The organism is Nitratireductor sp. J20-h4, assembly GCF_056780505.1.
The window spans coordinates 1,674,006-1,699,343 of record NZ_CM165557.1 but is presented as its reverse complement, the minus strand read 5'-3'; the positions used below and the strand labels follow the sequence as shown (position 1 = coordinate 1,699,343).

28 protein-coding genes are annotated in these 25,338 nt (G+C 66.4%); 6 read left to right on the top strand and 22 right to left on the bottom strand.

Annotated features, from left to right (window positions below):
* Positions 1-236 precede the first annotated feature (236 nt).
* Complete coding sequence (locus ACT2B0_RS08300; RefSeq protein ID WP_473463458.1) at positions 237-1,448, top strand: bifunctional 2-C-methyl-D-erythritol 4-phosphate cytidylyltransferase/2-C-methyl-D-erythritol 2,4-cyclodiphosphate synthase; 1,212 nt, start codon at positions 237-239, stop codon at positions 1,446-1,448.
* Positions 1,445-1,933 (top strand): CinA family protein, encoded by a 489-nt coding sequence (locus tag ACT2B0_RS08295; protein WP_473463455.1) that lies wholly within the window; start codon positions 1,445-1,447, stop codon positions 1,931-1,933. Before ACT2B0_RS08300 ends, ACT2B0_RS08295 begins: the two co-directional genes overlap by 4 nt.
* On the opposite strand, the gene ACT2B0_RS08290 is transcribed toward ACT2B0_RS08295, so the two are convergent.
* The 13 genes from ACT2B0_RS08290 to ACT2B0_RS08230 form a co-directional block, all read right to left on the bottom strand.
* Positions 1,908-2,384: a type II toxin-antitoxin system RatA family toxin gene (locus ACT2B0_RS08290; protein WP_348054195.1), complete on the bottom strand. Its 477-nt coding sequence runs from the start codon at positions 2,382-2,384 to the stop codon at positions 1,908-1,910. The genes ACT2B0_RS08295 and ACT2B0_RS08290 overlap by 26 nt on opposite strands.
* A 6-nt stretch (positions 2,385-2,390) precedes the next feature.
* Complete coding sequence (gene lipA / locus ACT2B0_RS08285; protein WP_348054197.1) at positions 2,391-3,362, bottom strand: lipoyl synthase; 972 nt, start codon at positions 3,360-3,362, stop codon at positions 2,391-2,393.
* Positions 3,363-3,401: 39 nt separating this feature from the next.
* Positions 3,402-3,686: a GlsB/YeaQ/YmgE family stress response membrane protein gene (locus tag ACT2B0_RS08280; RefSeq protein ID WP_473463452.1), complete on the bottom strand. Its 285-nt coding sequence runs from the start codon at positions 3,684-3,686 to the stop codon at positions 3,402-3,404.
* A gap of 92 nt (positions 3,687-3,778) precedes the next feature.
* Positions 3,779-5,224 carry a dihydrolipoyl dehydrogenase gene (lpdA, locus tag ACT2B0_RS08275; RefSeq protein WP_473463450.1) on the bottom strand — a complete coding sequence of 482 codons (1,446 nt, stop codon included), beginning with the start codon at positions 5,222-5,224 and terminating at the stop codon, positions 3,779-3,781.
* 95 nt (positions 5,225-5,319) lie between these two features.
* On the bottom strand, positions 5,320-5,583 hold the full coding sequence (locus tag ACT2B0_RS08270; protein WP_473463448.1) for an HP1242/YdcH family protein: 264 nt from the start codon (positions 5,581-5,583) through the stop codon (positions 5,320-5,322).
* A gap of 81 nt (positions 5,584-5,664) precedes the next feature.
* Positions 5,665-6,303 (bottom strand): SGNH/GDSL hydrolase family protein, encoded by a 639-nt coding sequence (locus ACT2B0_RS08265; RefSeq protein WP_473463445.1) that lies wholly within the window; start codon positions 6,301-6,303, stop codon positions 5,665-5,667.
* A gap of 23 nt (positions 6,304-6,326) precedes the next feature.
* Positions 6,327-6,884: an HdeD family acid-resistance protein gene (locus tag ACT2B0_RS08260; RefSeq protein ID WP_348054207.1), complete on the bottom strand. Its 558-nt coding sequence runs from the start codon at positions 6,882-6,884 to the stop codon at positions 6,327-6,329.
* Between the two features lie 47 nt (positions 6,885-6,931).
* Positions 6,932-8,347: a pyruvate dehydrogenase complex dihydrolipoamide acetyltransferase gene (locus tag ACT2B0_RS08255; RefSeq protein WP_473463442.1), complete on the bottom strand. Its 1,416-nt coding sequence runs from the start codon at positions 8,345-8,347 to the stop codon at positions 6,932-6,934.
* Between the two features lie 13 nt (positions 8,348-8,360).
* Positions 8,361-9,806 carry a pyruvate dehydrogenase complex E1 component subunit beta gene (locus tag ACT2B0_RS08250; protein WP_473463439.1) on the bottom strand — a complete coding sequence of 482 codons (1,446 nt, stop codon included), beginning with the start codon at positions 9,804-9,806 and terminating at the stop codon, positions 8,361-8,363.
* 12 nt (positions 9,807-9,818) lie between these two features.
* Positions 9,819-10,871, bottom strand: coding sequence for a pyruvate dehydrogenase (acetyl-transferring) E1 component subunit alpha (gene pdhA, locus ACT2B0_RS08245; protein ID WP_431192141.1), 1,053 nt, complete (start codon positions 10,869-10,871; stop codon positions 9,819-9,821).
* 181 nt (positions 10,872-11,052) lie between these two features.
* On the bottom strand, positions 11,053-11,379 hold the full coding sequence (locus ACT2B0_RS08240) for an FtsB family cell division protein (RefSeq protein WP_348054212.1): 327 nt from the start codon (positions 11,377-11,379) through the stop codon (positions 11,053-11,055).
* 90 nt (positions 11,380-11,469) lie between these two features.
* Positions 11,470-12,744, bottom strand: coding sequence for a phosphopyruvate hydratase (gene eno / locus ACT2B0_RS08235; protein ID WP_348054213.1), 1,275 nt, complete (start codon positions 12,742-12,744; stop codon positions 11,470-11,472).
* Positions 12,745-12,886: 142 nt separating this feature from the next.
* Positions 12,887-13,879, bottom strand: coding sequence for an isopenicillin N synthase family dioxygenase (locus ACT2B0_RS08230; protein WP_473463435.1), 993 nt, complete (start codon positions 13,877-13,879; stop codon positions 12,887-12,889).
* Positions 13,880-14,044: 165 nt separating this feature from the next.
* On the opposite strand from ACT2B0_RS08230, the gene ACT2B0_RS08225 reads away from it, so the two are divergent.
* A complete protein-coding gene (locus ACT2B0_RS08225; protein WP_348054216.1) occupies positions 14,045-14,857 on the top strand; it encodes a dienelactone hydrolase family protein in 813 nt (270 codons plus the stop codon).
* Between the two features lie 9 nt (positions 14,858-14,866).
* Here the strand turns inward: ACT2B0_RS08225 and ACT2B0_RS08220 are convergent, their stop codons facing one another.
* Genes ACT2B0_RS08220 through ACT2B0_RS08205 form a run of 4 tightly spaced genes read right to left on the bottom strand, consistent with a single transcriptional unit; the run spans position 14,867 to position 17,636 of the window.
* Positions 14,867-15,736, bottom strand: coding sequence for an alpha/beta fold hydrolase (locus tag ACT2B0_RS08220; protein ID WP_473463432.1), 870 nt, complete (start codon positions 15,734-15,736; stop codon positions 14,867-14,869).
* Positions 15,733-16,488 (bottom strand): alpha/beta fold hydrolase, encoded by a 756-nt coding sequence (locus ACT2B0_RS08215; protein ID WP_473463430.1) that lies wholly within the window; start codon positions 16,486-16,488, stop codon positions 15,733-15,735. The genes ACT2B0_RS08220 and ACT2B0_RS08215 overlap by 4 nt, the downstream gene beginning before the upstream one ends.
* 26 nt (positions 16,489-16,514) lie before the next feature.
* On the bottom strand, positions 16,515-17,024 hold the full coding sequence (locus ACT2B0_RS08210; protein ID WP_473463427.1) for a DUF192 domain-containing protein: 510 nt from the start codon (positions 17,022-17,024) through the stop codon (positions 16,515-16,517).
* A 15-nt stretch (positions 17,025-17,039) separates the two neighbouring features.
* Positions 17,040-17,636 carry a cold-shock protein gene (locus ACT2B0_RS08205; RefSeq protein WP_473465864.1) on the bottom strand — a complete coding sequence of 199 codons (597 nt, stop codon included), beginning with the start codon at positions 17,634-17,636 and terminating at the stop codon, positions 17,040-17,042.
* A gap of 325 nt (positions 17,637-17,961) precedes the next feature.
* Between ACT2B0_RS08205 and ACT2B0_RS08200 the strand changes: the two genes are divergently transcribed.
* The 3 genes from ACT2B0_RS08200 (at position 17,962) to ACT2B0_RS08190 (ending at position 20,654) form a co-directional block, all read left to right on the top strand.
* Positions 17,962-18,402, top strand: a complete 441-nt coding sequence (locus tag ACT2B0_RS08200; protein ID WP_473463425.1) for a VOC family protein — start codon at positions 17,962-17,964, stop codon at positions 18,400-18,402.
* Positions 18,403-18,535: 133 nt separating this feature from the next.
* Positions 18,536-20,068 (top strand): acyl-CoA carboxylase subunit beta, encoded by a 1,533-nt coding sequence (locus ACT2B0_RS08195; protein WP_348054227.1) that lies wholly within the window; start codon positions 18,536-18,538, stop codon positions 20,066-20,068.
* Positions 20,069-20,150: 82 nt separating this feature from the next.
* The gene (locus ACT2B0_RS08190; protein ID WP_473463423.1) at positions 20,151-20,654 is read left to right on the top strand and encodes a LysM peptidoglycan-binding domain-containing protein; all 504 of its coding nucleotides are present in this window, start codon (positions 20,151-20,153) and stop codon (positions 20,652-20,654) included.
* Between the two features lie 21 nt (positions 20,655-20,675).
* Here ACT2B0_RS08190 and ACT2B0_RS08185 read toward each other — a convergent pair whose 3' ends face one another.
* From ACT2B0_RS08185 to ACT2B0_RS08165, 5 genes are all read right to left on the bottom strand, one after another.
* A complete protein-coding gene (locus ACT2B0_RS08185) occupies positions 20,676-22,136 on the bottom strand; it encodes an amidase (RefSeq protein ID WP_473463420.1) in 1,461 nt (486 codons plus the stop codon).
* A gap of 99 nt (positions 22,137-22,235) precedes the next feature.
* Positions 22,236-23,723 (bottom strand): Asp-tRNA(Asn)/Glu-tRNA(Gln) amidotransferase subunit GatA, encoded by a 1,488-nt coding sequence (gatA, locus tag ACT2B0_RS08180; RefSeq protein WP_473463417.1) that lies wholly within the window; start codon positions 23,721-23,723, stop codon positions 22,236-22,238.
* Positions 23,720-24,190 carry a GNAT family N-acetyltransferase gene (locus tag ACT2B0_RS08175; RefSeq protein WP_473463415.1) on the bottom strand — a complete coding sequence of 157 codons (471 nt, stop codon included), beginning with the start codon at positions 24,188-24,190 and terminating at the stop codon, positions 23,720-23,722. Before ACT2B0_RS08175 ends, gatA begins: the two co-directional genes overlap by 4 nt.
* A 5-nt stretch (positions 24,191-24,195) precedes the next feature.
* On the bottom strand, positions 24,196-24,483 hold the full coding sequence (gatC, locus tag ACT2B0_RS08170; RefSeq protein ID WP_348054236.1) for an Asp-tRNA(Asn)/Glu-tRNA(Gln) amidotransferase subunit GatC: 288 nt from the start codon (positions 24,481-24,483) through the stop codon (positions 24,196-24,198).
* Between the two features lie 112 nt (positions 24,484-24,595).
* A complete protein-coding gene (locus ACT2B0_RS08165) occupies positions 24,596-25,303 on the bottom strand; it encodes a metal-dependent hydrolase (RefSeq protein WP_473463412.1) in 708 nt (235 codons plus the stop codon).
* Positions 25,304-25,338: the final 35 nt, after the last annotated feature.

Genomic DNA, 25,338 nt, shown 5'->3' with positions numbered 1-25,338 from the left:
AGTCAATCAATCTGCATATTCTTTAGACAAACGCCCGCCATGTTGCAATGCAAAACGCGCGCGGCGGACGTCGGGCCGAACAAATTGCTGGCCATTGTCCGGCCCGCTCGCTAGAGCCGTTCGTCTCGGGATGGTAGCAGTGCGACGGTCGGGACCGCGACGGCCCGGAGGTCTGGCGCTTCCGGTTTCGACAGGCCGGGTTTTGCGCCTCGCGCGAACGAACAGGGATAAGGGTCATGCTCGATCCGCAGACCGATGGCGTCGCCGTCGTGATCGTGGCGGCCGGACGCGGCGAGCGCGCCGGACAATCGGCCGAGGGGCCGAAACAATATCGTCGTATCGGCGGCCGCGCGGTGCTGGACCGCACCATCGCCGCCTTTCGCGACCATCCGGCGGTCGGCCGCATCGTGGTGGCGATCCACCCCGACGACCAGATGCTGTTTCGCGACGCCGTCGCCGATCCCGGCCGCCAGGTCTCGCTCGTGCATGGCGGCGCCAGCCGGCAGGCCTCCACGCGCCTGGCGCTGGAAAGCCTGGCCGATGCCGCGCCCGCCCACGTGCTGATCCATGACGGCGTGCGCCCGTTCGTCGATGCCGCCCTGATTGACCGGGTCGTGGGCGGCTTGGCCGAGTGCGCCGCGGTTCTGCCGGCGCTCGCCGTCGCCGACACGTTGAAGAAGGCGGACGGCGCCGGATGTGTGGTGGCAACCGTGCCGCGCGACGGCCTGTTTGCGGCCCAGACACCGCAGGGTTTTTCGTTCGCGCCGATCCTGGCCGCCCACCGGCGCGCCGACGCGGCGGGCCTGGCAGATTTTACCGACGACGCGGCGATCGCCGAATGGGCCGGGATCCCGGTGCGGATCGTGGCCGGCGCGCCCGACAACGTCAAACTCACTTTCGCACGGGAGATCGCGATGGCGGATGAACGCCTCGGCACGGCTCGAACCGGCTTTCCCGACGTCAGGACCGGCAACGGCTACGACGTGCACAGTTTCGGCCCGGGCGATCATGTGACGCTGTGCGGCGTGGCGATCCCGCACGACAGGGCGCTGTCGGGACATTCGGACGCCGATGTCGGCCTGCACGCGCTGACCGACGCCTTGCTTGCCACCTGTTCGGCCGGCGATATCGGCACGCATTTTCCGCCCTCCGACATGCAGTGGAAGGGTGCTGCCTCGCACATCTTCCTCGAACACGCCGCCCGGCTGGTGCGCGACAAGGGCGGGCGGATCGCCAATGTCGACGTGACACTGATCTGCGAGGCACCGAAAATCGGCCCGCATCGCCAGGCGATGGTCGCGGCGATGGCGGCGATGCTCGGCCTCGACGCCGGCCGGGTGTCGGTCAAGGCGACCACCAATGAGCGGATCGGTTTCGTCGGCCGGCGCGAGGGCATCGCCGCCATCGCCACGGCCAGCGTGATCTATCCGGGCGCGGTGCCGGCATGAGCCCGCACAACGCGCTGGCCGAGGCGGTGCTGGCGGCCTGCAAGCGGCAGGGCCTGATGCTGGCCACGGCCGAATCCTGCACCGGCGGCATGATCGCTTCCGCCTTGACCGACATCGCCGGCTCCTCGGCGGTGGTCGATCGCGGTTTCGTCACCTATTCCAACGAGGCCAAGATGGAGATGCTCGGCGTGACCGGCGCGACCCTCGCCGCCCACGGCGCGGTCTCGGCCGAAACCGCGCGCGCAATGGCGTCCGGCGCGCTCGCCCGCTCATGGGCCGATCTCGCCGTTTCGGTCACCGGCGTCGCCGGCCCCGGCGGCGGCTCGGCGGAAAAACCGGTCGGACTGGTCTGGTTCGGGATCGCGGAAAAAGGCCGGGAAACGGAAACGCACCGTGAAATTTTCGCCGGCCAGGATCGCGACGCGGTGCGCCAGCATACCGTCGGGACCGCGCTGGAGCTTATCCTTGCGAGGCTGACGCGCTGAGCGGAGCGCCGTAGATCTGGTCGGCGCGCTGTTCGAAGGCACCGGCGAACATGCGAAAGGCGCGGTCGAACATCGCCCCCATCATCGCACCGAGAATCCGGCTCTTGAACTCGTAGTTGATGTAGAAATTAATGTTCGTGCCGCCCGCGCCGTCCGGCTCGAAACGCCAGCGATTGTCGAGGAAGCGGAACGGCCCGTCGAGATATTTGACGTTGATGGCGTTGTCGGCCTCGCGGGCGATCACCTGGCTGGTGAAGGTTTCGCGGATCGCCTTGTAACCCACCGTCATGTCGGCGATCGACACCACGACGCCGTGCGCCTGCTTGCGCGAACGCACCGAAAGCGCCTCGCACATCGGCAGGAACTCGGGATAGCGCTCGATATCAGCGACCAGCGCAAACATCTGCTGCGGGGTGTGGGCGACGTTGCGGACGGTTTCGTATTTCGGCATGGCGTCTTACCGGCCGGCGGTTTTCGCCAGTTGCGCCGCGCGCGCCGCCTGCAGCCGGGCGAAATCCTCGCCCGCATGGTGCGAGGAGCGCGTCAGCGGGCTGGCCGAGACGAGCAGGAAGCCTTTCGTATAGGCGACCGTCTCGTAGGATTTGAACTCCTCCGGCGTGACGAATTTTTTGACCGGATGGTGTTTGCGCGTCGGCTGGAGATACTGGCCGATGGTCAAGAAGTCGACATCGGCGGTGCGCAGATCGTCCATCAGCTGCAGCACCTCGGCGCGCTCCTCGCCGAGGCCGACCATGATGCCCGACTTGGTGAACATGGTCGGGTCGAGCTCCTTGACGCGCTGCAACAGCCGGATCGAGTGGAAATAGCGCGCACCGGGCCTGACGGTGAGATAATGCGACGGCACGGTCTCCAGATTGTGGTTGAAGACGTCGGGCTTGGCCTCGACCACGATCTCCAGCGCGCCGTCCTTGCGCAGGAAGTCGGGCGTCAGCACCTCGATGGTGGTTTCTGGCGATTCGGCGCGGATCGCGCGGATCACCTCGGCGAAATGGCGCGCGCCGCCATCGGCCAGGTCGTCGCGATCGACCGAGGTGACGACGACATGGTTGAGCCCCATCTGCCGCACGGCGGAGGCGACGTTTTGCGGCTCGTCGGCGTCGAGCGCGTTGGGCAGGCCGGTGGTGACGTTGCAAAACGCGCAGGCGCGCGTGCAGATCTCGCCCATGATCAGGAACGAGGCGTGTTTCTTGTCCCAGCACTCGCCGATATTGGGGCAGCCGGCCTCCTCGCACACCGTCACCAGCTTGTTGGTGCGCACGATGTCGCGGGTTTCCAGATAGCCTGGCGAGGTCGGCGCCCTGACCCGGATCCAGTCCGGCTTGCGCGCCACGTCCTGGTCCGGGCGGTGCGCCTTTTCGGGATGGCGCGGGCGCGGCCGGTTGGCGAGGGTGTCGATGACGGTGACCATTGCTTGTCCTTGCGACTTATGGGGCGACGTTACCGGGCATTAGCGACGCGGGCGCACTTGCGAGCGCCCGAAAATCCACAGAATCAGGATCGCGCCGGCAATGGCGACGACCAGACTGCCGAGAAAGCCCTGATAGTGGATGCCGAGCAAGCCCGCCAGCGTGCCGCCGACGAACGAGCCGGCGATCCCGACCAAGACGTTGGTGAACAGGCCGTGATCGCGGTTCATCGTCCGCTCGGCGACGTAGCCGGCGAGGAACCCGACCAGAAGCATGCCGAAGAAGCCGACGCCTGGCATGCCCATCAAACCTTGCATCTCCTGCATTTCTTCATCCCGTCAGTCGGCCTTCGCCCGTCCGGGCCCTGGCTTCATACCGTGCATATAAGGCATTTGCGCGCCGATTGAACCGGCCGGTCCTAGGCATTCAGCGCCTTGCCGTAGGCGTCGAGCACGCTTTCCTTCATCATTTCCGACAGGGTCGGATGCGGGAAGATGGTGTGCATCAGCTCGGCCTCGGTGGTCTCCAGGTTCATCGCCACCACGAAACCCTGGATGAGTTCGGTCACTTCCGCGCCGATCATGTGCGCGCCGAGCAGTTCGCCGGTCTTCTTGTCGAAGATCGTCTTGACCAGCCCCTGGTCCTCGCCGAGCGCGACCGCCTTGCCGTTGGCGACGAACGGAAACCGTCCGACACGGATGTCGCGGCCGGCCTCCTTGGCCTTGGCCTCCGTCAGTCCGACCGAGGCGATTTGCGGGTGGCAATAGGTGCAGCCGGGAACCAGGTTCTTGTCGAGCGGATGGACGCCCTTCTGGCCGGCGATCTTTTCCACGCAGATCACACCCTCGTGCTCGGCCTTGTGGGCCAGCATCGGCGGGCCGGCGACATCGCCGATCGCGTAGACGCCCTCGACATTGGTGCGGCCGTAATCATCGATGACGATGCAGCCGCGCTCGGTCTTCACGCCGAGCTCCTCCAGCCCGAGATTTTCGATATTGCCGGTCACGCCGACGGCCGAGATCATGCGCTCGGCGGTGATCTTTTCCACCTTGCCGCCCTTGGTCTCGACATGGGCGGTGACGGCATCCTTGGCCTTGTCGACCTTGACCACCTTGGCCTCGAGCAGGAATTTCATGCCCTGTTTTTCGAAACGCTTCTTGGCCAGCTGCGAAATCTCGGCGTCTTCCACCGGCAGGATGGTCGGCATCAGCTCGACCACCGTCACCTCGACGCCGAGCGTGCGGTAGAACGAGGCGAACTCGATGCCGATCGCGCCGGAGCCGACCACGATCAGCGATTTCGGCATCGTTTTCGGCACCATCGCCTCGAAATAGGTCCAGATCAGGTCGCCGTCCGGTTCCATGCCCGGCAGCGCGCGCGGCCGCGCGCCGGTCGCCACGATGATGTGCTTGGCGGTGTAGGTGCCCTCTCCCTTGGTGTTCTTGGGCGCGGGATGCTGCGGCTGCATCGGTTTTTTGGTCGGTTTCGACACGACGATCTCGCCGCGCCCCTTCAGCCTGGCCTCGCCCCAGATGACGTCGACCTTGTTTTTCTTCATCAGGAAGCCGACGCCGTTGTTCATCCGCCCGGCGACGCCGCGCGCGCGCTCGACCACCGCCTTCAGGTCGGCGGTCAGCTTGCCTTCCAGCTTCAGCCCGTAATCGGCGGCGTTCTCGCCCAGATGCATCACCTCGGCCGAGCGCAGCAGCGCCTTGGTGGGAATGCAGCCCCAGTTGGAACAGATGCCGCCCAGATGCTCGCGTTCCACGATCGCGGTCTTCAAACCGAGTTGCGCTGAGCGCACGGCGGTCACGTAGCCGCCCGGACCGCCGCCGATGATGATGACGTCATAGCTTTCCGACATTACTGCTTCCACTCCTTTGCGGCGTTGCCGTGCCGGCGGGCCGCCCTTGGGGCCGGCCTGCCGTCACGCGGCGAAGGAGCGCAAGCCCGCCGGCCCTACTCCTCCGCCACGGGCGCCGGCTCGTGCCTGGCCAACATCCCGTAGATTTCGTCCTTGAGCCGCATGCGTTCCTTTCTCAGATCGGCGACGTGCAGATCGTCGAGCGGCTCGATATTGGTCTCGGCGCGGTGTATCACCTTGTTGACGTCGTGATACGCGTCCGACAGCCGGTGAAAATGTCCGTCCTTTTCGCGCAGGTGACGGATGACTGCGACGAACTCGGGAAACTCCTCGGCCAATTCGTGCGGCGTGTGCGACATTCCGTTTCTCCTTGGTTGGAATGGCGTCACGCTACCGCGTCTGCTGCCTCTTTCCTTGATTTCGAACAAGTCTCACGCGTTTCACAGCCCCAGCATCATGCGCACCAGCGGTTCGACGCCGCGCCCGACGGCGCGGGTGTTGGTCGCGTCGAGATGGACGCCGTCGAGCGGCGAGGTTTCGGCCACCGATCCGGCATCGAAAAAACCGCAGCCGGCAACGTCGGCCAGGTCGGAATAGAGGCTGCCCAGCATATGCGATTGCTGGATGGCGCCGGCGAACAGCGCGGCGAAATCGGGATCGCCGGTCTCGCGGATCGCCGGCGGCGCCACGATCAGGATTTCGGGCGTCCCCTGGTCGAGCGGCCAGGCGTGGCCGCGCACGATCGCGACCAGCCGCTCCATGCCCTGCTTGGCGGCAACCGCCGCGCCGGCCAGAAACGGCTTCATATCGTTGGTGCCGAGCATGATGATGACGAGATCGAGCGGCGCATGCGTCGTCAGCAGGCTCGGCAGCAGCCGCGCGCCGTTGCGGTCGGCCGGCCCGACATGGTCGTCGAAGGCCGTCGTGCGGCCGTTCAGCCCCTCTGCGATCACCTGCGCCTTGCTGCCGAGCGCGGTCTGGAGCACGCTCGGCCAGCGATTTTCGAGCGCATGACGACCCGGCCCGGCGGGGTCATAACCCCAGGTCAGCGAATCGCCATAGGCCAGGATCGTTTTCATCGCGCTTACGCGGCCCCCGTCCTTCAGGTCGCCTGGCGCAGCCGGCGCAGGCCGAGCGCGACGAACAGGAACAGGACGCCGTTCGACAACAGCTCGACGCCGAGCAGGATGCCGAGGATCGAGGCGGCCGAGGCCGGGAAATCGGCCAGGATCATGATGCCGAGCGCAACCGCCAGCAGGCCGGAGGCGAGCACCCAGCCCCAGCCCGAGAGCGGCCGCAGCGAAAACGCGTACATCAGCTTGATCGCACCCATAATCAGAAACAGCACCGCGACCAGCAGGGTCAGCGAGACCATGCCGGCGAGCGGGTTGAAGATCAAAGACAGGCCGACGACCAGCGTCAGGATGCCGAACAGCAGCGCCCATACGAAGCCGCCCCAGCCCTTGTCCTGGAAGGCCTGGACGATCTGCAGGATGCCGACCAGCGCGAAGGTCCAGCCGGCGAGCAGCGTCGCCGCCATCGTCGCGGCGAACGGGTTGAGCAGCGCCATCACGCCGCCGATCAGCGAGATGACGGCAAACAGCGCCATCCAAACCCACGACCGGCCGGCGGTGGCGCCCTGTATTTTCGTCTCGCTCATAGTCGCCTCCCTGGATGATTAAGACGGCAAGCCCGAGGAGTTGACCCCTAGACCAGCATCGACATCGGATGTTCCACGAACCGCTTGAAGGCGGCGAGTAGTTCAGCGCCCAGCGCCCCGTCGACGGCGCGATGGTCGGTCGACAAGGTCGCCGACATGATCGTGGCCACGGCCAGCGCGCCGTCCTTGACCACCGCGCGCTGTTCGCCGGCGCCGACCGCCAGGATGGTGGCGTGCGGCGGATTGATGACGGCGGAAAAATCCTTGATGCCGAACATGCCCAGATTGGACACCGCCGTCGTGCCGCCCTGATATTCCTCGGGCTTGAGCTTGCGGGTCCTGGCGCGCGCGGCCAGGTCCTTCATCTCGTTGGAAATGGTCGACAGCGTCTTCTGCTCGGCCTTTTTCACGATCGGCGTGATCAGCCCGCCGGGGATCGACACCGCCACGCCGACATCGGCATGGCTGTGCTTGACCATATTGGCGTCGGTCCACGACACGTTCGCCTCCGGCACCGCCTTCAGCGCCAGCGCCATCGCCTTGATGACCATGTCGTTGACCGACAGCTTGTAGGCGGGTTCTTCGCCCTTGTCGGTCTTGACCGTGGGCGCGGCGTCGTTGAGCTGCTTGCGCAGCGCCAGCAACGCGTCGATCTCGCAGTCGATCGTCAGGTAGAAATGCGGGATCGTCGATTTCGCCTCGACCAGCCGGCGCGCGATCGTCTTGCGCATATTGTCGTGCGGGACGAGTTCGTAGGAGCCGTCCTCGAACAGTTTCAGCACCGCGTCGTCCGACATCGGCTTGGCCGCCGGAGCGGCGGCCGGCGCCGCCTTGGCCTCGGCCGGCTTCCTGGCGCCACCGTCGGCGGCGGCCGCTTCCACGTCCGCCTTGACGATCCGCCCGTGCGGCCCCGATCCGGCAATGGCGGCCAGGTCGACACCCTCGTTCTGGGCGATGCGGCGCGCGAGCGGCGAGGCGAAGATCCGTTCGCCGTCCTTGCGCGGCGCCGGGCCGGCCTTCACGTCGTCGGGGATCGCGGCCTTGGCCGCTGCTTCCTTGTCCGCGCCGCCAGAACCTGCGGCCGGCTTGGCCAGCGCCGCGTCGGAACTTTCCGCCTTCGCTTCGGCTTTGGCGTCCGATTTCGGCTCGGCCTTGGTGTCGGTCTTGCCGCCGCCGTTGCCGCCGCTCGCGGCGGCTTTGGCCGCGTCGGCGGCGTCTTCGCCCTCGCCGGCCAGCACGGCGATCAGCGCGTTGACCTTCACGCCCTCGGTGCCTTCCGGCACGACGATTTTCGCCACCGTGCCTTCGTCCACCGCCTCGACCTCCATCGTCGCCTTGTCGGTCTCGATCTCGGCGATCACGTCGCCGGGCGCGACCTGGTCGCCCTCCTTGACCAGCCATTTGGCGAGATTGCCCTCTTCCATGGTGGGCGAAAGCGCCGGCATGGTGATGTTGATCGGCATCGTCTCGCCCTCCCTAGGCCTTGTAGCTGACGGCTTTCACCGCCTGGACGACCTCGGCCACGTTGGGCAGGGCCAGTTTTTCCAGATTGGCGGCATAGGGCATCGGCACGTCCTTGCCGCACACCGTCACCACCGGCGCGTCGAGCCAGTCGAAGGCGCGCTGCATGACCTGGCTGGCAATGTGGTCGCCGACCGAGGATTGCGGAAAACCTTCCTCCACCGTCACCAGGCGGTTGGTCTTCTTGACCGATTCGATCACCGTATCGAGATCCAGCGGCCGGATGGTCCGCAGATCGATCACCTCGACGTCGATCCCCTCGCCCGCCAGCTCCTCGGCCGCCTTGACCGCATAGGTCATGCCGATGCCGAACGAGACGATGGTGGCGTCCGTGCCCTGCTTTTGAACCCGCGCCTTGCCGATCGGCAGCACGAAATCGTCGAGCTTGGGCACGTCGAAGGTCTGGCCGTAAAGGATCTCGTTTTCCAGGAAGATCACCGGGTTCGGATCACGGATCGCCGCCTTCAACAACCCCTTGGCGTCGGCGGCCGTATAAGGCTGCACGACCTTCAGTCCGGGGATGTGGCTGTACCAGGCGGCATAACATTGCGAGTGCTGGGCGGCGACGCGCGCGGCCGCGCCGTTCGGCCCGCGAAACACGATCGGCGCGCCCATCTGCCCGCCCGACATGTAAAGCGTCTTGGCGGCGGAATTGACGATCTGGTCGATCGCCTGCATGGCGAAGTTGAAGGTCATGAATTCCACGATCGGCTTCAGGCCGGCCATCGCCGCGCCGACGCCGACGCCGGCGAAGCCGTGTTCGGTGATCGGGGTGTCGACGACGCGCCGGGCGCCGAATTCCTGCAAGAGCCCTTGCGTGATCTTGTAGGCGCCCTGGTACTCGGCGACCTCCTCGCCCATGACGAAGACGTCCTCGTCGCGGCGCATCTCCTCGGCCATGGCGTCGCGCAGGGCCTCGCGCACGGTGGTCGGCACCATCTCCGTGCCGTCTGGAATGTCGGGATCGGAGGCCACATCCACCTTTTTCGGCTCGGGATGCACCTTGCCTTCGCCGGGCACGCGGCGCGCGTCCATGTCGGCGACTGCGTCATCGCCGGTTGCGGCCGGTTTTTCCGCGACCGCCGGCTCGGAGGCCTCTTGATCGGCCTTGCCGTCCGGCTTGGCGCCGCCCGCCTTGCCGATATCGTCGGCGCTTTCGCCCTCTTCAAGCAGCACGGCGATCGGCGTGTTGACCTTGACGCCCTCCGCGCCCTCTTCGACCAGGATCTTGCCCAGCGTGCCCTCGTCGACCGCCTCGACCTCCATGGTCGCCTTGTCGGTCTCGATCTCGGCGATCACGTCGCCGGCGCTGACGGCGTCGCCCTCCTTCTTCAGCCATTTGGCCAGGTTGCCCTCTTCCATGGTCGGAGACAGGGCCGGCATGAGAATTTCGATCGGCATGGCGCCCCTCCCTCAGATCACGATGTCGGTATAGAGCTCGGACACGTCCGGTTCCGGGTCGGTCTGGGCGAATTCGGCCGCGTCGGCGACGATCTCGCGCACCTCCTTGTCGATCGCCTTCAGCTCGTCCTCGTCGGCCCACTTCTTGTCGACGAGACGCGCCTTGACCTGCTCGATCGGATCGTGCTCGGAGCGCATTTTCTGCACTTCGTCCTTGGAGCGGTATTTTGCCGGGTCGGACATGGAATGGCCGCGATAGCGATAGGTCATCATCTCCAGGATGATCGGCCCCTTGCCGTCGCGGCAATGCGCCAGCGCCATCTCGCCGGCCGACCTGACGGCGCGCACGTCCATGCCGTCGACCTGGATGCCGGGGATCTTGAAGGAAATGCCGCGATGGGAAAAATCGGTTTCGGCCGACGAGCGCGCCACCGAGGTGCCCATGGCGTAGCGGTTGTTCTCGATGACGTAGATCACCGGCAGCTTCCACAGCGAGGCCATGTTGAAGCTTTCATAGACCTGGCCCTGATTGGCCGCGCCGTCGCCGAAGAAGGTCAGCGACACCGCCTTCACGTCGCGATAGCGGTTGGCGAAGGCGAGCCCGGTGCCGAGCGAGACCTGCGCGCCGACGATGCCGTGCCCGCCGTAGAAGTTCTTTTCCTTGGAGAACATGTGCATCGAGCCGCCCTTGCCCTTGGAGTAACCTCCGCGGCGCCCTGTCAGCTCGGCCATCACCCCGCGCGGCGACATGTCCATGGCCAGCATGTGACCGTGATCGCGATAGGCGGTGATCATCTGATCGCCGTCCTCCATCGCCATCTTCAGCCCGGTGACCACCGCCTCCTGGCCGATATACAGGTGGCAGAAACCGCCAATGAAGCCCATGCCGTAGAGCTGGCCGGCCTTTTCCTCGAAGCGGCGGATCAACAGCATGCCGCGATAGGCGTCAAGCTCGTCCTGCTTGGAGAAACTGGCGGGTTTGGGCGCGCTCATGGCCGGGGCCAGGCCGCTTTCGGATTTGGATTTCGACGGGCTGCGCTTCGTCCGTTTCGGCGCTGCGGTCATGCATCACTCCCTGATGGCGTCTCTTTGGCGGACACACGGGAGGCGGCATGATCCTACCTCCCACATTCTTGTTAGGAAGCTAGCATGGGCGATCGAAAACGGCCATGCGAAAATGCGCATGGCTGACATGCAGCTAAACCGTTCTAATCCTTGAAATTATCAAATATTAACTCGGTTTGAGTTAATTGAGGTTTTCGAACGGCCGCATGATGGTGATCTCGTCGGCGGCCGACATGTTGAGCGCGCGCCGCGCCTGCTCGTCGAGCATGTCGCGCTCCAGCGTGCCGTCGCGCATCAGCGCCACGCGCTCCTCCAGCGCCAGCCGGCGCGCGGTGGTTTCGGCGAGCGTCTTTTGCATTTCGAGGGTGCGCTCTTCCAGGCGGTATTTGGCATAGATGCCGAACTCGCCGTTGAAGGCGTGATAGCCGAAATAGCTCAAAAACAGTGCGGCCAGCGCCGGCACGATCAACTTGCCGCTGTTGCGCTTCTTGTGCTGACGCGTCCACATGGGCGGGGAATCCTTTCCCCGCCACCATGCCTGCGGCGTGCTTAACGCCCGGTTACGCGGCGCTCCCTGCGCCGCGTCAAAACACCATAATCAGCCGCGCAGGATCGACGTGCCGGCGTAGCGCGCCTGGCGGCCGAGCTCTTCCTCGATGCGCAGCAGCTGATTGTATTTGGCAAGCCGGTCGGAGCGGGCCAGCGAGCCGGTCTTGATCTGCCCGCAATTGGTCGCCACGGCCAGGTCGGCGATGGTGGCATCCTCGGTCTCGCCCGAGCGGTGCGACATCACCGCCGTGTAGCGCGCCTTGTGCGCGGTCTCGACCGCGTCGAGCGTTTCCGACAGCGTGCCGATCTGGTTGACCTTGACCAGGATCGAGTTGGCGACCCCCATCTTGATGCCGTCGCGCAGCCGCGCCGAATTGGTAACGAACAGATCGTCGCCGACCAGCTGGCAATTCTTGCCGGCGAGATCGGTCAGCTGCTTCCAGCCCTCCCAGTCGTCCTCGGCCATGCCGTCCTCGATCGAGATGATCGGATAATCGGCCACGAGCTTGGCCAGATATTTGGCCTGCGCCTTGGGGTTGCGGGTCTTCTTCTCGCCGGCATAGACATAGTCGCCGTCCTTGAAGAACTCGGTCGCCGCGCAGTCGAGCGCGATCGCCACGTCGTCGCCGGGCCGGTAACCGGCCTTTTCGATCGAGGCCATGACGAAGTCGAGCGCGGCCTGGGCGTTCTTGATGTTGGGGGCAAACCCGCCCTCGTCGCCGACATTGGTGTTGTGGCCGGCGTCCTTGAGGGCGTTTTTCAGCGTGTGGAAGATCTCCGCGCCCCAGCGCAGCCCCTCGCGGAAACTGTCGGCGCCGAGCGGCATGATCATGAATTCCTGGAAATCGATCGGGTTGTCGGCATGCGCGCCGCCATTGACGATGTTCATCATCGGCACGGGCAAAACATGCGCGCCGGCGCCGCCGACATAGCGGTAGAGCGGCAGGCCGGAGGCCTCGGCCGCCGCCTTGGCCAGCGCCAGCGACACGCCCAGAATGGCATTGGCGCCCAGGCGGCTCTTGTTGGGCGTGCCGTCGAGCTCGATCATGATCTGGTCGAGATGAAGCTGCTGCTCGGCCTCCATGCCCGACAGCGCGTCGAAAATCTCGCCATTGACCGCGTCGACGGCGCGCTCGACGCCCTTGCCGAGATAACGCTGGCCGCCGTCGCGCAGCTCGACCGCCTCGTGCGCGCCGGTCGAGGCGCCCGAGGGCACGGCGGCGCGGCCCATCGAGCCGTCCTCCAGCACCACGTCGACCTCAACGGTCGGGTTGCCCCGGCTGTCGAGAATTTCGCGGCCGATAATGTCGATGATGGCGGTCATGGTCGGGTATCCCTCGCTGCGGCGGAAAATCGCGCTTGTCTTAACGCAAGCCGGTCAAAAGGCAATGCGCGGCGCGCCACAGCGGGGGCCGGAACGCGCCCCGTCTGCGGCCACGGGACTGGCCGGCACCGGGCAGCCCCTGTCAGGCCGCCTTCACCGTCGACTTGAACTTGCCCATCAGATAGGGCCCCGACAGAACCGGCTCGTATTTCGCCGTCGTGCCGGGCTCCAGGCAGGACGGGATGCAGGCGATCTCGTAGTCCCAGTTCGGCTGGTGGAAAAAGGCGAAGGACTGGCGGCGCGACGAGCCCGATCCGTCCGGCTCGGGGTTGACCACCCGGTGCAGCGTCGAGACCCAGCGGTCGTTGGTCCACAGCGCCATCAGGTCGCCGATATTGATGACGAAGGCGCCCGGCACCGGCGGCACGGCGCGCCACTCGCCTTCCGGCGTAAAAATCTCCAGCCCGCCCGAACCGGCCTGCGGCAGCAGGATGGTCAGGCTGCCGTAATCGGTGTGGGCGCCGGCGCGCAATTGTCCCGGCTCGGGCGGCGTCTCCTGGTCAGGATAGTTGAGCGCGCGCAGGGCGCTGATCGGCCGGTCGATCGCGGCGGCGAAAAAGCTTTCCGGCAGGTCGAGCGCCACGGCGAAGACGCGCATGATGCGCGCGGCCAGATCCTCCATCGCCGCGTAATAGGCCTGCCAGGCCTCGCGAAACCCGTCGGGCGCCACCGGCCAGATCGTCTCGGCATAGCAAAAGGCGAGCGCGTCCTTGTCGGTCAGTCCACCGGGCACGGCGGCCGGCCCGCCGTTGAAACTCTCCTTTAGGTCGGGCGGCGTGTCGACATTGCGCGACTTGGCCAGCGCCTCGGATTGCGGCCCGAGATAGCCGTAGGGATAACCGGCATAAGGCGCGCGCGCCTCGTTTTTCTCCTCGGCCGGGCGGTCGAAGAAATCGCGGGCCGCGTTCCAGGCCTTGTCGATGGTCGCCTGCGGAACGCCGTGGCCACTGACGGCCAGAAAGCCGGTATTGCGGCAGATCGCGTCGACCTCGGCGCCGAGCCGCCGACGTTCCTCGGGCGCGGCGTTTTCGAACCGCGACAGGTCGAAGACGGGAAAATCGGGAGCGGCCATCATGTCATCCTTCTTGCGAGCGTTCGCCTTCTTGCCAGTGTTCGCTTGAGTTTAAAACCCGGACCGGCCTTGCGAAAGCATCGGGTCTTGGTCCAAGCCGAAAAGCGTCCGCGACCCGGCTCTCCAGGGACCGCGTGCGCCAGAAGGCAAACCGTGGTTTAAAACCGCATGAGCAGACCCGAACGCCTGACATCGTTTCTCATCCTGGTCGTTGTTCTGGCGCTGGGCGCCGCAATACCGCCGGCTGCGGCCGCGTCGGAACGGATCGCTGGCGACGGCTGGGCGATGACGGTGCATTATCCGGCCGGCGACGGCCCGGTTCCGGCCGTGATCGTCATGCCGGGCTGCAGCGGCAACCGCCCGCCGGCCGTCGCGCGCGGTCTGCGCGCCCATGCCCGCGCGCTCAATGCGGCCGGCTTCGCGGCGGCGATCGTCGATGTGTTGTCGCCGCGCGGGCTCGACACGATCTGCGCCCGCCCGGCCCTGCTGGCGCGGTTGACGCAAGCGGTTCCAGCCGACATCGCCGACGCGGCGGCGCGGCTCGGACGGCTTCGGCGCGTCGATGCGCGGCGGCTGGCCTTTCTCGGCCAGAGTTTTGGCGGTTCGGTCGCGCTCGAAATAGCGGCCGGCGCCGGCCGCCGCTTCGCGGCGATCGTGGCCTATTATCCCTGGTGCGCCGAGGGTTATGGCGGGAACGGCAGGAGCCGTTTCGCCGCGCCGGTGCTCATCCTGGCCGGCCTCGCCGACGACTGGACGCCGGCCGATCGCTGCACGCGCCTGCGCCCGGTTTCGGGCTCCCGTCCGGCACGCATCGTTGCCTATCGCGGCGCGCACCATTCCTTCGACCTGCCCGGCCTGCCGCGGCAAAAAGTTCCCGGCGTGGGCGGCGCGAAGACTGTCGGCGGCAATCCGGCGGCGGCCGCCGACAGCCGCCGGCGCTATCTCGCATTCCTGAAAGAGAGGCTGGAAGACCGGCGCTGACGAAAACCCTCAGGCCGCCTGGCGGTCGGTCAGGAACTCCAGCACCGCGTTGCAGAACAGATCGTTCTTGTCGCCCGCCACCATGTGGCCGGCTCCCGATACGTCGACATAGGACGCGTTCGGCGCCTGCTCGACGAATTCGCGGGCGAAATCCTCCTGCACCAGTTCCGAATTCATGCCGCGCACCAGAAGCACCGGCAGGTGCAGTTGCGGCAACGCGCCGATCAGGCCTTCGGCGAATTCGCGCGCATTGTCGTTGATGGTGTTGTCGCCGCGCATGAAGGCCGGGTCCCAGTGCCAGCGATAGCGTCCGTCCTCGCCCAGGCGCAGATTCTTGCGCAGCCCCTCGAGCGAGCGCGGCCGCTTGCGATGCGGCAGATAGGAGGCGATGGCGTCGGCGGCGTCCTCCAGCGTGGCGAAGCCCTCGTCCATGCGCTCGGCCATAAAGCCCTGGATCTTGGCGACGCCGTCGGGGTCCATGCGCGGGGTGATGTCGACCAGCACCAGCGCCTCCAGCAGCGGCCCGCCGCCCACCTCCGCGGCGAGCGCCGACAGGCCGCCGAGCGAGGCGCCGACGGCCGAGGGCGCGGCGTGAAAACGCTCGGCCGTCTGGCGGATGACGGCGGCGACGTCGTCGGCGAAGTCGGAAAACCTGTATCTGCCGCTCTCCACCCAGGCGCTTTCGCCATGGCCGCGCAGGTCGACGGTGATGGCGCGCATGCCTGCCTGGGCAACGCGGCGCGCGGTCAGGTCCCAGGCGCGGCGGGTCTGGCCGCCGCCGTGGAAAAACAGCACCGGGTGCCCGCGCCCGTCCCAGAAATCGGCGACAAGCCGGTTGTTCTCGACGCCGGAGAATTCCAGACGATGCGGTTCGCTCACAGCGGATTCTCCTGGAAAAACGCCAGGGCCCGTTTCTTGAACGTACGGTCGCCGACGGACAGCATGTGATCGCGGCCCTCGATCGCAAAGGCGCTGGCGTTGGTCATCAGCGCGGCCAGCGCCTCGGGCGAGCCGGCAATGTCGTCGGTGGTGCCGACCGCGACCAGCGTCGGCTGGGCGATGCGCGCCACGTCCTCGCGCGCAAGCAGTTGGCGCGACGTCTCGATACAGGCCGCCAGCGCCTGGCGGTCGCTCTTGGTCTGGTCGGCGAAGCTGCGGAACATTTTGGCGCGCGCATCGGTGATCGTCGCCGGATCGGCGGCGGTCAGCGCGTCGGCGATGGTATCCCATGCGCCCACGCCCTCCACCATGCCGCTACCCAGCCCGCCAAACACCAGCGTGGCCACTTTTTCGGGAAAGGCCAGTGCCATGAAGGCGGCAACCCGCGCGCCCATCGAATAGCCCATCACATGCGCCCGTTCGAGGCCGAGATGGTCGAGCAGCGCAGCCGCGTCCGCGGCCATCTTGTCGGGATGGTAATCGGCGGGACGATGGCTCTTGGACGAGGCGCCGTGGCCGCGATTGTCGAGCGCGATTGCCCGGTAGCCGGCCTCCGTCAGAGTCTTGACCCAGCCGGGCGCGACCCAGTTGACGCGCATATTGGAGGCAAAACCGTGAACGAGCAGCACCGGGTCGCCCGCGCCCTCGTCCAGATAGGCCAGATCGAAACCGTCATGGGAAAAATGCTGCATGCGCGATCCGGCTTCCGTGCGTGCGGTCAACGCCCGCGCGTAACCGACTCGATGATCGGATGGCGCACGCGATCGCCGACCTTGATCCCCGTCTTTTGCGCAATGCCGGCATTGAGTTCAAGCACAAATCGGACCGGCTCGTCGGCCGAGATCAGATCGGTGGAAAACGGCCGGCCCGGCAGGATCGCCCGGATGCGGCCGCGCTCGGATATGAACACAAGATCGAGCGGCAGGCTGGTGTTTTGCATCCAGAACCCGACCGGGCGGGTCTCTTCGAACACGAACAGCATGCCCCGGTCGGCCGGCATCGTCTTGCGGTACATCAGCCCCCGGCTGCGCTCGTCGGGACGGGCCGCGATCTCGACCGAAAACGCCCGCTCGCCGCCGGCCGCCTCGACGACCAGCGCCGACGGGTGGACGGCAAGCTGCTGGGCCCGGCCGCCGGTCTGCGCCGTGGCTGGGCGATGGATCGGCGCCGCCAGCGCCGATAGGGCAAGCAACGTCACCGCGAGCGCCAGCCGGAAAAACAATGTCATTTGGTTCGGACCCGGTCAGTTGGTGAGCGGAAGCGTCCCAACATCCGGGTAGATTTCGGCAGCCATAAGGCCTTTGTCGGATTGTCCGTAGCGCACCAGCACCACCTGGCCCGGCCGCAATTCGGCAATGCCGTACTGGCGCAGCGTCTCCATGTGGACAAAAATGTCCTCGGTTCCCTCGCCGCGGGTCAGGAAGCCGAATCCCTTGGTGCGGTTAAACCATTTGACGATGGCGCGTTCGATGCCGCTTTGCGGCGTCACCGTGGTGCGGGTGCGCGCGGCCTCCTGGTCCTGGGGGTGCGTGGCCGTGCTCAAATCCATCGACAGGACCTTGAAGCACTGGAAACCACGCTCGCCGCGCCTGATCAGGCAGGCCACGCGCGCGCCCTCCATGGCGGTGCCGAAGCCGTCGCGGCGCAGGCATGTCACGTGGATGAGGACGTCGCCGTAATGGGCCTCGTCGGGAAGGATGAAGCCATAGCCCTTGGCGACATCGAACCATTTGATCGATCCGGCAATCTCGACAAGGTCGGTGGCCTGCCCGCTATCCGCTGCGCCCAGCGCCGCCGACCTGACCGCATCCCTCTCCCCAGAAGAGGACTTGTCCCCCATCCGAACGCACCTTCCATCACGGACCAGACTGATTCTTGATGAAAGGATAACACCCTGCCGGCCGCTGTCAGCAGCTTGCCACCATTTTTTTGAAGTTATCGCCAGTTCATACAAGCCCCGCGCAAGCTTCGCCAAGAATTTGTCGCCGAATGCCTGAATTGGCCGTGGTTGCGGCCAGAACGGTGAAAATCGCCGCGGCGGTCGCCGCGCGGCAAAAGTCCGGATCGGGGAGAGCCCGCCGGGAGCCGCGCGCGCGTGTTGCCAACCCGGCCGGCCCGGCCCATATCAGCGGCATCGCCTTCAACCGCGCACAGGGAACCAAAACATGCGTTATCTGCACACGATGGTCCGGATTTCCGACATCGATCGATCGCTGGCTTTTTATTGCGGGTCGCTCGGGCTCGAGGAAGTGCGGCGCGTCGACAACGACAAGGGCCGCTTCACCCTGATCTTTCTGGCCGCGCCGAAGGACAAGGCGCAGGCGGCCGAAACCAGCGCCCCGCTCCTGGAGCTGACCTATAATTGGGATCCCGAGACCTATCAGGGCGGGCGCAATTTCGGCCATCTCGCCTTCCGGGTCGACGATATCTACCAGACCTGCCAGCATTTGATGGACAAGGGCGTGACGATCAACCGTCCGCCGCGCGACGGCCACATGGCGTTCGTCAAATCGCCCGACGCAATTTCGATCGAATTGTTGCAGGAGGGCGATCCCCTGCCCGCAAAGGAACCGTGGGCGTCGATGCCCAACACCGGCACCTGGTAGGGCAGACACCGCGCCCGGGACCCGGCCCGCGCGGCCGGTCTTTTTCGTCGGCCGACATTACCCTACTGGCTTGCCAATGCCGTCGCGCATGCTAGACGAAAGCCCGTAATATTCGCGCAGGGGAGGATCGTCGGTGAAGGAAGTCCTGGTAGAGCTCGAGCGTCGTCGCAGCATCGCCCGCCAGGGCGGCGGCCGGGAGCGCATCGACGCCCAGCACAAGCGCGGCAAGCTGACGGCGCGCGAGCGCATCGACATCTTCCTCGACGAGGGCTCGTTCGAGGAGTTCGACATGTTCGTCGAACACCGCTCGACCGATTTCGGCATGGACAAGACCAAAATCGCCGGTGACGGCGTGGTCACCGGCTGGGGCACCGTCAACGGCCGCACGGTGTTCATCTTCGCCAAGGATTTCACCGTGTTCGGCGGCTCGCTGTCGGAGGCGCATGCCGAAAAGGTGCAGAAGGTCCAGGACATGGCGCTGCGCAACCGGGCGCCGATCATCGGCATTTACGACGCCGGCGGCGCGCGCATCCAGGAGGGCGTCGCCGCGCTCGGCGGTTATGCCGAGATTTTTCAGCGCAACGTGCTCGCCTCCGGCGTGATCCCGCAGATTTCGGTGATCATGGGCCCGTGCGCGGGCGGCGACGTCTATTCGCCGGCGATGACCGACTTCATCTTCATGGTGCGCGACACCGCCTATATGTTCGTCACCGGTCCCGACGTGGTCAAGACCGTCACCAACGAGACGGTGACGGCCGAGGAACTCGGCGGCGCCTCCATCCACACGGTCAAGTCCTCGATCGCCGACGGCGCCTACGATAACGATGTCGAGGCGCTGTTGCAGATGCGCCGCCTGATCGACCTTCTGCCGGCCTCCAACACCGCGCCCGTGCCGGAGATCGAGGTTCATCAGCCGATCGACGAGCCGGACCTGTCGCTCGACCGGCTGGTGCCCGACAACGCCAACAAGCCCTATGACATCAAGGAACTGATCCTGAAAACCTGCGACGAAGGCGATTTCTTCGAGATCCAGGAAGCCTTCGCCAAGAACATCGTCACCGGCTTCGGCCGCGTCGAGGGCCGCACGGTCGGCTTCGTCGCCAACCAGCCGCTGGTGCTGGCCGGCGTGCTCGACAGCGACGCCAGCCGCAAGGCGGCCCGTTTCGTGCGGTTTTGCGACTGTTTCTCGATCCCGATCGTCACCTTCGTCGACGTGCCCGGCTTCCTGCCCGGCACCAGCCAGGAATATGGCGGGCTGATCAAGCACGGCGCCAAGCTCCTGTTTGCCTATGCCGAGGCGACCGTGCCCAAGATCACCATCATCACCCGCAAGGCCTTCGGCGGCGCCTACGACGTGATGGCGTCAAAGCATCTGCGCGGCGACATCAACTATGCCTGGCCGACGGCGCAGATCGCGGTGATGGGCGCCAAGGGCGCGGTGGAGATCATTTTCCGCAAGGATCTCGGCGACCCCGACAAGATCGCCGCCCACACCAAAATGTACGAAGACCGGTTCCTGTCGCCCTTCGTGGCCGCCGAGCGCGGTTATGTCGACGAGGTGATCATGCCGCATTCGACCCGCAAGCGCGTCGCCCGCGCGCTTAGGATGCTGCGCAACAAGGACCTCGAAAATCCCTGGAAGAAACACGACAACATCCCGCTGTGAGCGTCTGCGCCGCCGCCATGCGTGAAGTTCGTCGCAGACGGCAGCGCGGGAAGTTCTAGGATCGCGGCATGGAGGTATCGCCATGTCCCTGATCGTGAAGAATCGCGTCCAGCAGCCGCAGCCCTTCGACCTCGTCGGCGATCCGGTGCTGATCGCCGGCGCGGGCAGCGGCTTCGAGGCGACGCTCGACTGGCGCGTCCATGACGGCCACGACGAACGCACGGGTTTCGTCACCGTCGGCGGCGGCACCGGCGAACACGGCCAGTTCCAGGTCGCGGCCGCGATCGGCGACGCCGCCTTCCAGCTCGACCGGCTGTTCGTCGAACTGTTCGAGACGAGCGCGCGCGACGGCGCCGAGATCAACAAGGTGATCGTGCCGGTGATCTACGGCCCGCGCATCGTGGCCAACTATGTCGGCTACCGGCTGCATGTTGTCGAAGCCGGCGACACCTTATCGAAGATCGCCCGCGACGCTTATGGCGACGCCGGCCTCTATCAACGGATCGCCCGCGCCAATCCGCAGCTGATCAGCGACCCGGACCTGATCGTCGTCGGCCAGGAGCTGAAAGTGCCGATCGGCGCCTGAGCCGCGCCTTGTCGAAGCGCCTCAGCGCACGCCCCAGGGCGTGAGGCGCTCGTAGCCGGCGGCAAGATCGAGCACGGCCTGGTCGCCGCGCGGGCGCCCGATCAGCTGCATGCCCATCGGCCGTCCCCGCGCGTCGAAGCCGACCGGCACGTTGACGGCCGGACAGCCGGCCATGGTGGCGAGCGCGCAGACCTCCATCCAGCGATGATAGCTGTCCATCGCCCGGCCGGCGATCGCGTCGGGCCAGTGGCGCTCGAGGGAAAACGGAAACACCTGCGCCGTCGGCGCGGCCAGAAAATCGAAGCGCTCGAACAGGCCGACCACGTGGCGGTACCACTCCGTGCGCCGCTGCGAGGCGGCAAAAATCCGCTCGGCGCGCAGGTCGAGCCCGCCCTCGACCTCGAAAATCGCCTCCGGCTTCATCAGGGCGCGTTTTTGCGCGTCGTCATAGTGGATCTTGAGCGCGCTGCCGCTGGTGAAATGGCGCAGCGTGACGAAGGCCTGCCACAGTGCCTCGAAATCGAATTTCGGCGTAAAATCATCGACCTGCGCGCCTTCGTTCTGCAAAAGCCGCAGCGCGGCGGTGCACAGTTCGCCAATGCCGGGCTCGAGCGCCAGATGCCCGCCCAGATCGCCCAGCCAGGCGATCCGCGCGCCCTCGACCCGCGGCGCGAGCCCGGCCGCGAAATCGCCTTCGCCGCCGAGCGACAGCGGCGCGCGCGGGTCGTAGCCGGCCTGCACCGACAACAGCAGCGCCATGTCGCGCACGCTGCGGCCCATCGGCCCGTCGACGCCCATCTGGGCCACGAACGCGTCCGGCGCCGGGCCGCCGGGCACCCGGCCCTGCGAGGGGCGAAAGCCGTAGACATTGTTGTAGGCGGCCGGGTTGCGCAGCGAGCCGCCCATGTCGCTGCCGTCGGCGACCGGCAGCATGTGCAGCGCCAGCGCCACCGCCGCGCCGCCGCTCGACCCGCCGGCCGTCAGCGCGGGATCGTAGGCATTCGCCGTCGCGCCGAAGACTTGATTATAGGTGTTGGAGCCAAAACCGAATTCCGGCACGTTGGTCTTGCCGATCAGGATCGCGCCGGCCGCGCGCAGCCGCTCGACGAAATAGTCGTCGACATCCGGCACGTGGGCGGAAAAAAGCGGCGAGCCGAAGGTGGTGCGCAGCCCCTTGGTCTGGGCGAGATCCTTGACCGCGAGCGGCACGCCGAACAGGGCGCCGACGCTCTCGCCGGCGGCCAGCCGCGCATCGGCGCGGTCCGCCTCGCGCAGGACGTCGCCGGCCGGGCGCAGCGAGACCAGCGCGTTGACGTGGCCGTTGACGGTCTCGATCCGGTCGAGATAGGCGGCCGCGACCTCGGCGACCGACACGGACCGCCCGCGGATTTTTTTGACCAGATCGGCCACGCCCAGCCGGCAGATCTCGTCCACGGGCGCAAAGCGCCCCTCGCCCGGTTGCGGCGCGGTGTTTTTCGGCATCGGCGATCCTCCCTCGCCGGCACGCTAAAACCTTTCCGTGCCGGATTGAAGAGGCCGCGATCGCGGCGACCGGGCCGGTTCAGGCCGGCCCGACCGGCCCTACCACCAGCGCTCGGGCGAAAACCGGCCCGCCGCCTGCTCGATGACGTGGCCGGCCTGGAACAGCGTTTCCTCTTCGAACGGCCGCCCGATCAATTGCAGGCCGAGCGGCAGGCCGTTTGCGTCGAGACCGGCGGGCACGGCGATGCCCGGCAGGCCGGCCATGTTGACCGTCACCGTGAAAATGTCGTTCAGGTACATTTTCACCGGATCGGCGGCCATGTCCTGGTCGGCGATGCCGAAGGCGGCCGATGGCGTCGCCGGCGTCAGGATGGCGTCGACGCCGTCGGCGAACACGGTTTCGAAATCGCGCTTGATCAGCGTGCGCACCTTTTGCGCGCGCACGTAATAGGCGTCGTAATAACCGGCCGACAGCACATAGGTGCCGATCATCACGCGCCGCTTGACCTCGCGGCCGAAGCCGGCCGCGCGCGTCTTTTCGTAGAGGTCGGTAATGTCGGCGCCGGCCTCGCGCAGCCCGTAGCGCACGCCGTCATAGCGCGCCAGGTTCGACGAGGCCTCGGCCGGGGCGACGATATAATAGGCCGGCAGCGCGTATTTGGTGTGCGGCAGCGAGATGTCGACGATCTCGGCGCCGGCATCGCGCATCCAGTCGATGCCCTTCTGCCACAGGGCCTCGATCTCCTCGGGCATGCCGTCGAGGCGGTATTCCTTCGGCACGCCGATCCGCATGCCCTTCACCGACTTGCCGATCGCGGCCTCGTAGTCGGGCACCGGCCGGTCGACCGAGGTCGTGTCCTTGTCGTCGACGGAGGCCATCGAGCCGAGCAGGATCGCCGCGTCGCGCACGTCGCGGGCGATCGGGCCGGCCTGGTCGAGCGAGGAGGCGAACGCGACCGTGCCCCAGCGCGAGCAGCGGCCATAGGTCGGCTTGATGCCGACCGTGCCGGTAAAGGCGGCCGGCTGGCGGATCGAGCCGCCGGTGTCGGTCGCGGTCGCGCCGGCGCACAGGAATGCCGCCACCGCCGACGCCGAGCCGCCCGACGAACCGCCCGGCACCAGGTCGAGATTGGAGCCCTTGGCCCGCCACGGGTTCTTGACCGGGCCGTAATAGGAGGTCTCGTTCGACGAGCCCATGGCGAACTCGTCCATGTTGAGCTTGCCGAGCATGACCGCGCCGTCGGCCCACAGATTGGCGGTCACGGTGGATTCGTAGCGCGGCTTGAAGGAATCGAGAACATGGCTGCAGGCCTGGGTGTGCACGCCCTCGGTGGCGAACAGGTCCTTGATGCCGAGCGGGATTCCTTCCAGCGCGCCGCCCTCGCCGGCGGCCAGCCGCGCATCGGAGGCGGCCGCCATGGCGCGCGCCTTGTCGTGCGTGATGACCACATAGGCGTTGAGCGCCGGGTTGGCGGCCTCGATCGCCTCAAGATAGGCCTCGGTCAGCTCGGCGGCGGAGACGTCGCGTCCGCGCAGCCTGGCGCGCGCCTCGGCAATGGTCAGTCGGGTCAGTTCGCTCACGGTCATTGGCCAATGCTTTTCTGATAGAATTTCGAGTAGCCGGAATCGGGATAGTCGAGCACGGCGCCGCAGGCGGCGAACCCGCCGCGCTCGTAGAGCCGCCAGGCCGGCTCGAAGCCCGGCGCGTCGCCGGTCTCCAAAACCAGAAGCCCGATCCGCTTTTTGTGCGCCAGCGCCTCGATCGCCTCCAGCAACCGGGATCCGAGCCGGTGGCCGCGCAGGCTCGGCAGCGTATACATGCGCTTCACCTCGCCCAGCCCCTGGCCGTGATCCTTGAGCGCGCCCATGCCGACCGCCCGGCCCTCGGCGTCCCGGGCCACGAACAGCGTGATGTCGGGGGCCGCCATCTCCTCGACGGTGAGCTGGAACTGGAACTCGCGCGGCGTCAGCGGAATCATATAGGCGTTGAGGTCGGCAACCAGCGCGCGCACATCGTCCTGCAGCGGGGTCTCGATGGCGATCGACACCTCCATCGGCGCTACTCGACGACCTTGGGAACCAGGAAGAAGTTTTCTTCCGAGGCCGGCGCGTTGGCGACGACATCCTCGGCGCGGTCGCCGTCGGTGACGACGTCGCGGCGCTTTTTCATCGTCATCGGAATGACCGAGGTCATCGGTTCGACGCCGGTCACGTCGACCTCGTTCAACTGCTCGACGAAACCCAGGATCGTGTTGAGTTCTCCGGTCATGCGTTCGGCCTCCTCGCCGGTGACGGCGATACGGGCAAGACGCGCCACGCGTTTGACGGTGTCGGGATCGACGGACATGAACTTCTCCTCAACGGACCTCAGCCGCCCGCCTTGCAGCGGGCGGCGCCAGCCGCGCTATAGCCGTCGGCGCCGGCCGGTGCAACCGCGTGCGCCGGCGCCGGGCCGGCCGTTAAAGCTGCACCGCTTCGCCGCTCTGCGGCACGATGACCTTGACCCCGGACCCGTCCATGCCGGCGACGAACTTGTCCGGCGTCTGGTCGATGACCGGGAAGGAGCCGTAATGGCACGGAATCACGCTCTCGAACTTGAAGAAACGCTGGCAGGCGAGCGCGGCCACCGCCCCGCCCATGGTGAAGCGGTCGCCGATCGGCACCAGGCCGATCTGCGGCGCGTGCAATTCGTTGATCAGCGCCATGTCGGAAAAGATGTCGGTGTCGCCCATGTGGTAGAGCGTCTTGTCGTTTGGAAAATGCAGCACCAGACCGGCCGGATTGCCCAGATAGGTGTTGGCGCCGCCCTCGCCGCCGAAGGACGAGGAATGCAGCGCGTTGACGAAGGTGGTGGTGAAACCGCCGCACTCCACCGTACCGCCATGATTGCCGGGGTTGATCTTGCCGTCGTCCACGCCCTGGCCGACCAGATACATACATATCTCGAAATTCGCGACCAGCATGGCGCCGGTCTTTCCCAGGATTTCGAGCGCGTCGCCGACATGGTCGTTGTGGCCGTGGGTCAAGAGCACATGGCTGACTCCTTCGGCGACATCGTTCACGGTTGCGGTGCAGGACGGGTTGCCGGTCAGGAACGGGTCGATCAGGATCGTGGCCCCGCCCGCCTCGACGCGAAACGCCGAATGCCCGTACCAGGTGATTTTCATCGAACCTCTCCACTATGACTATGATTGTCGCGCCA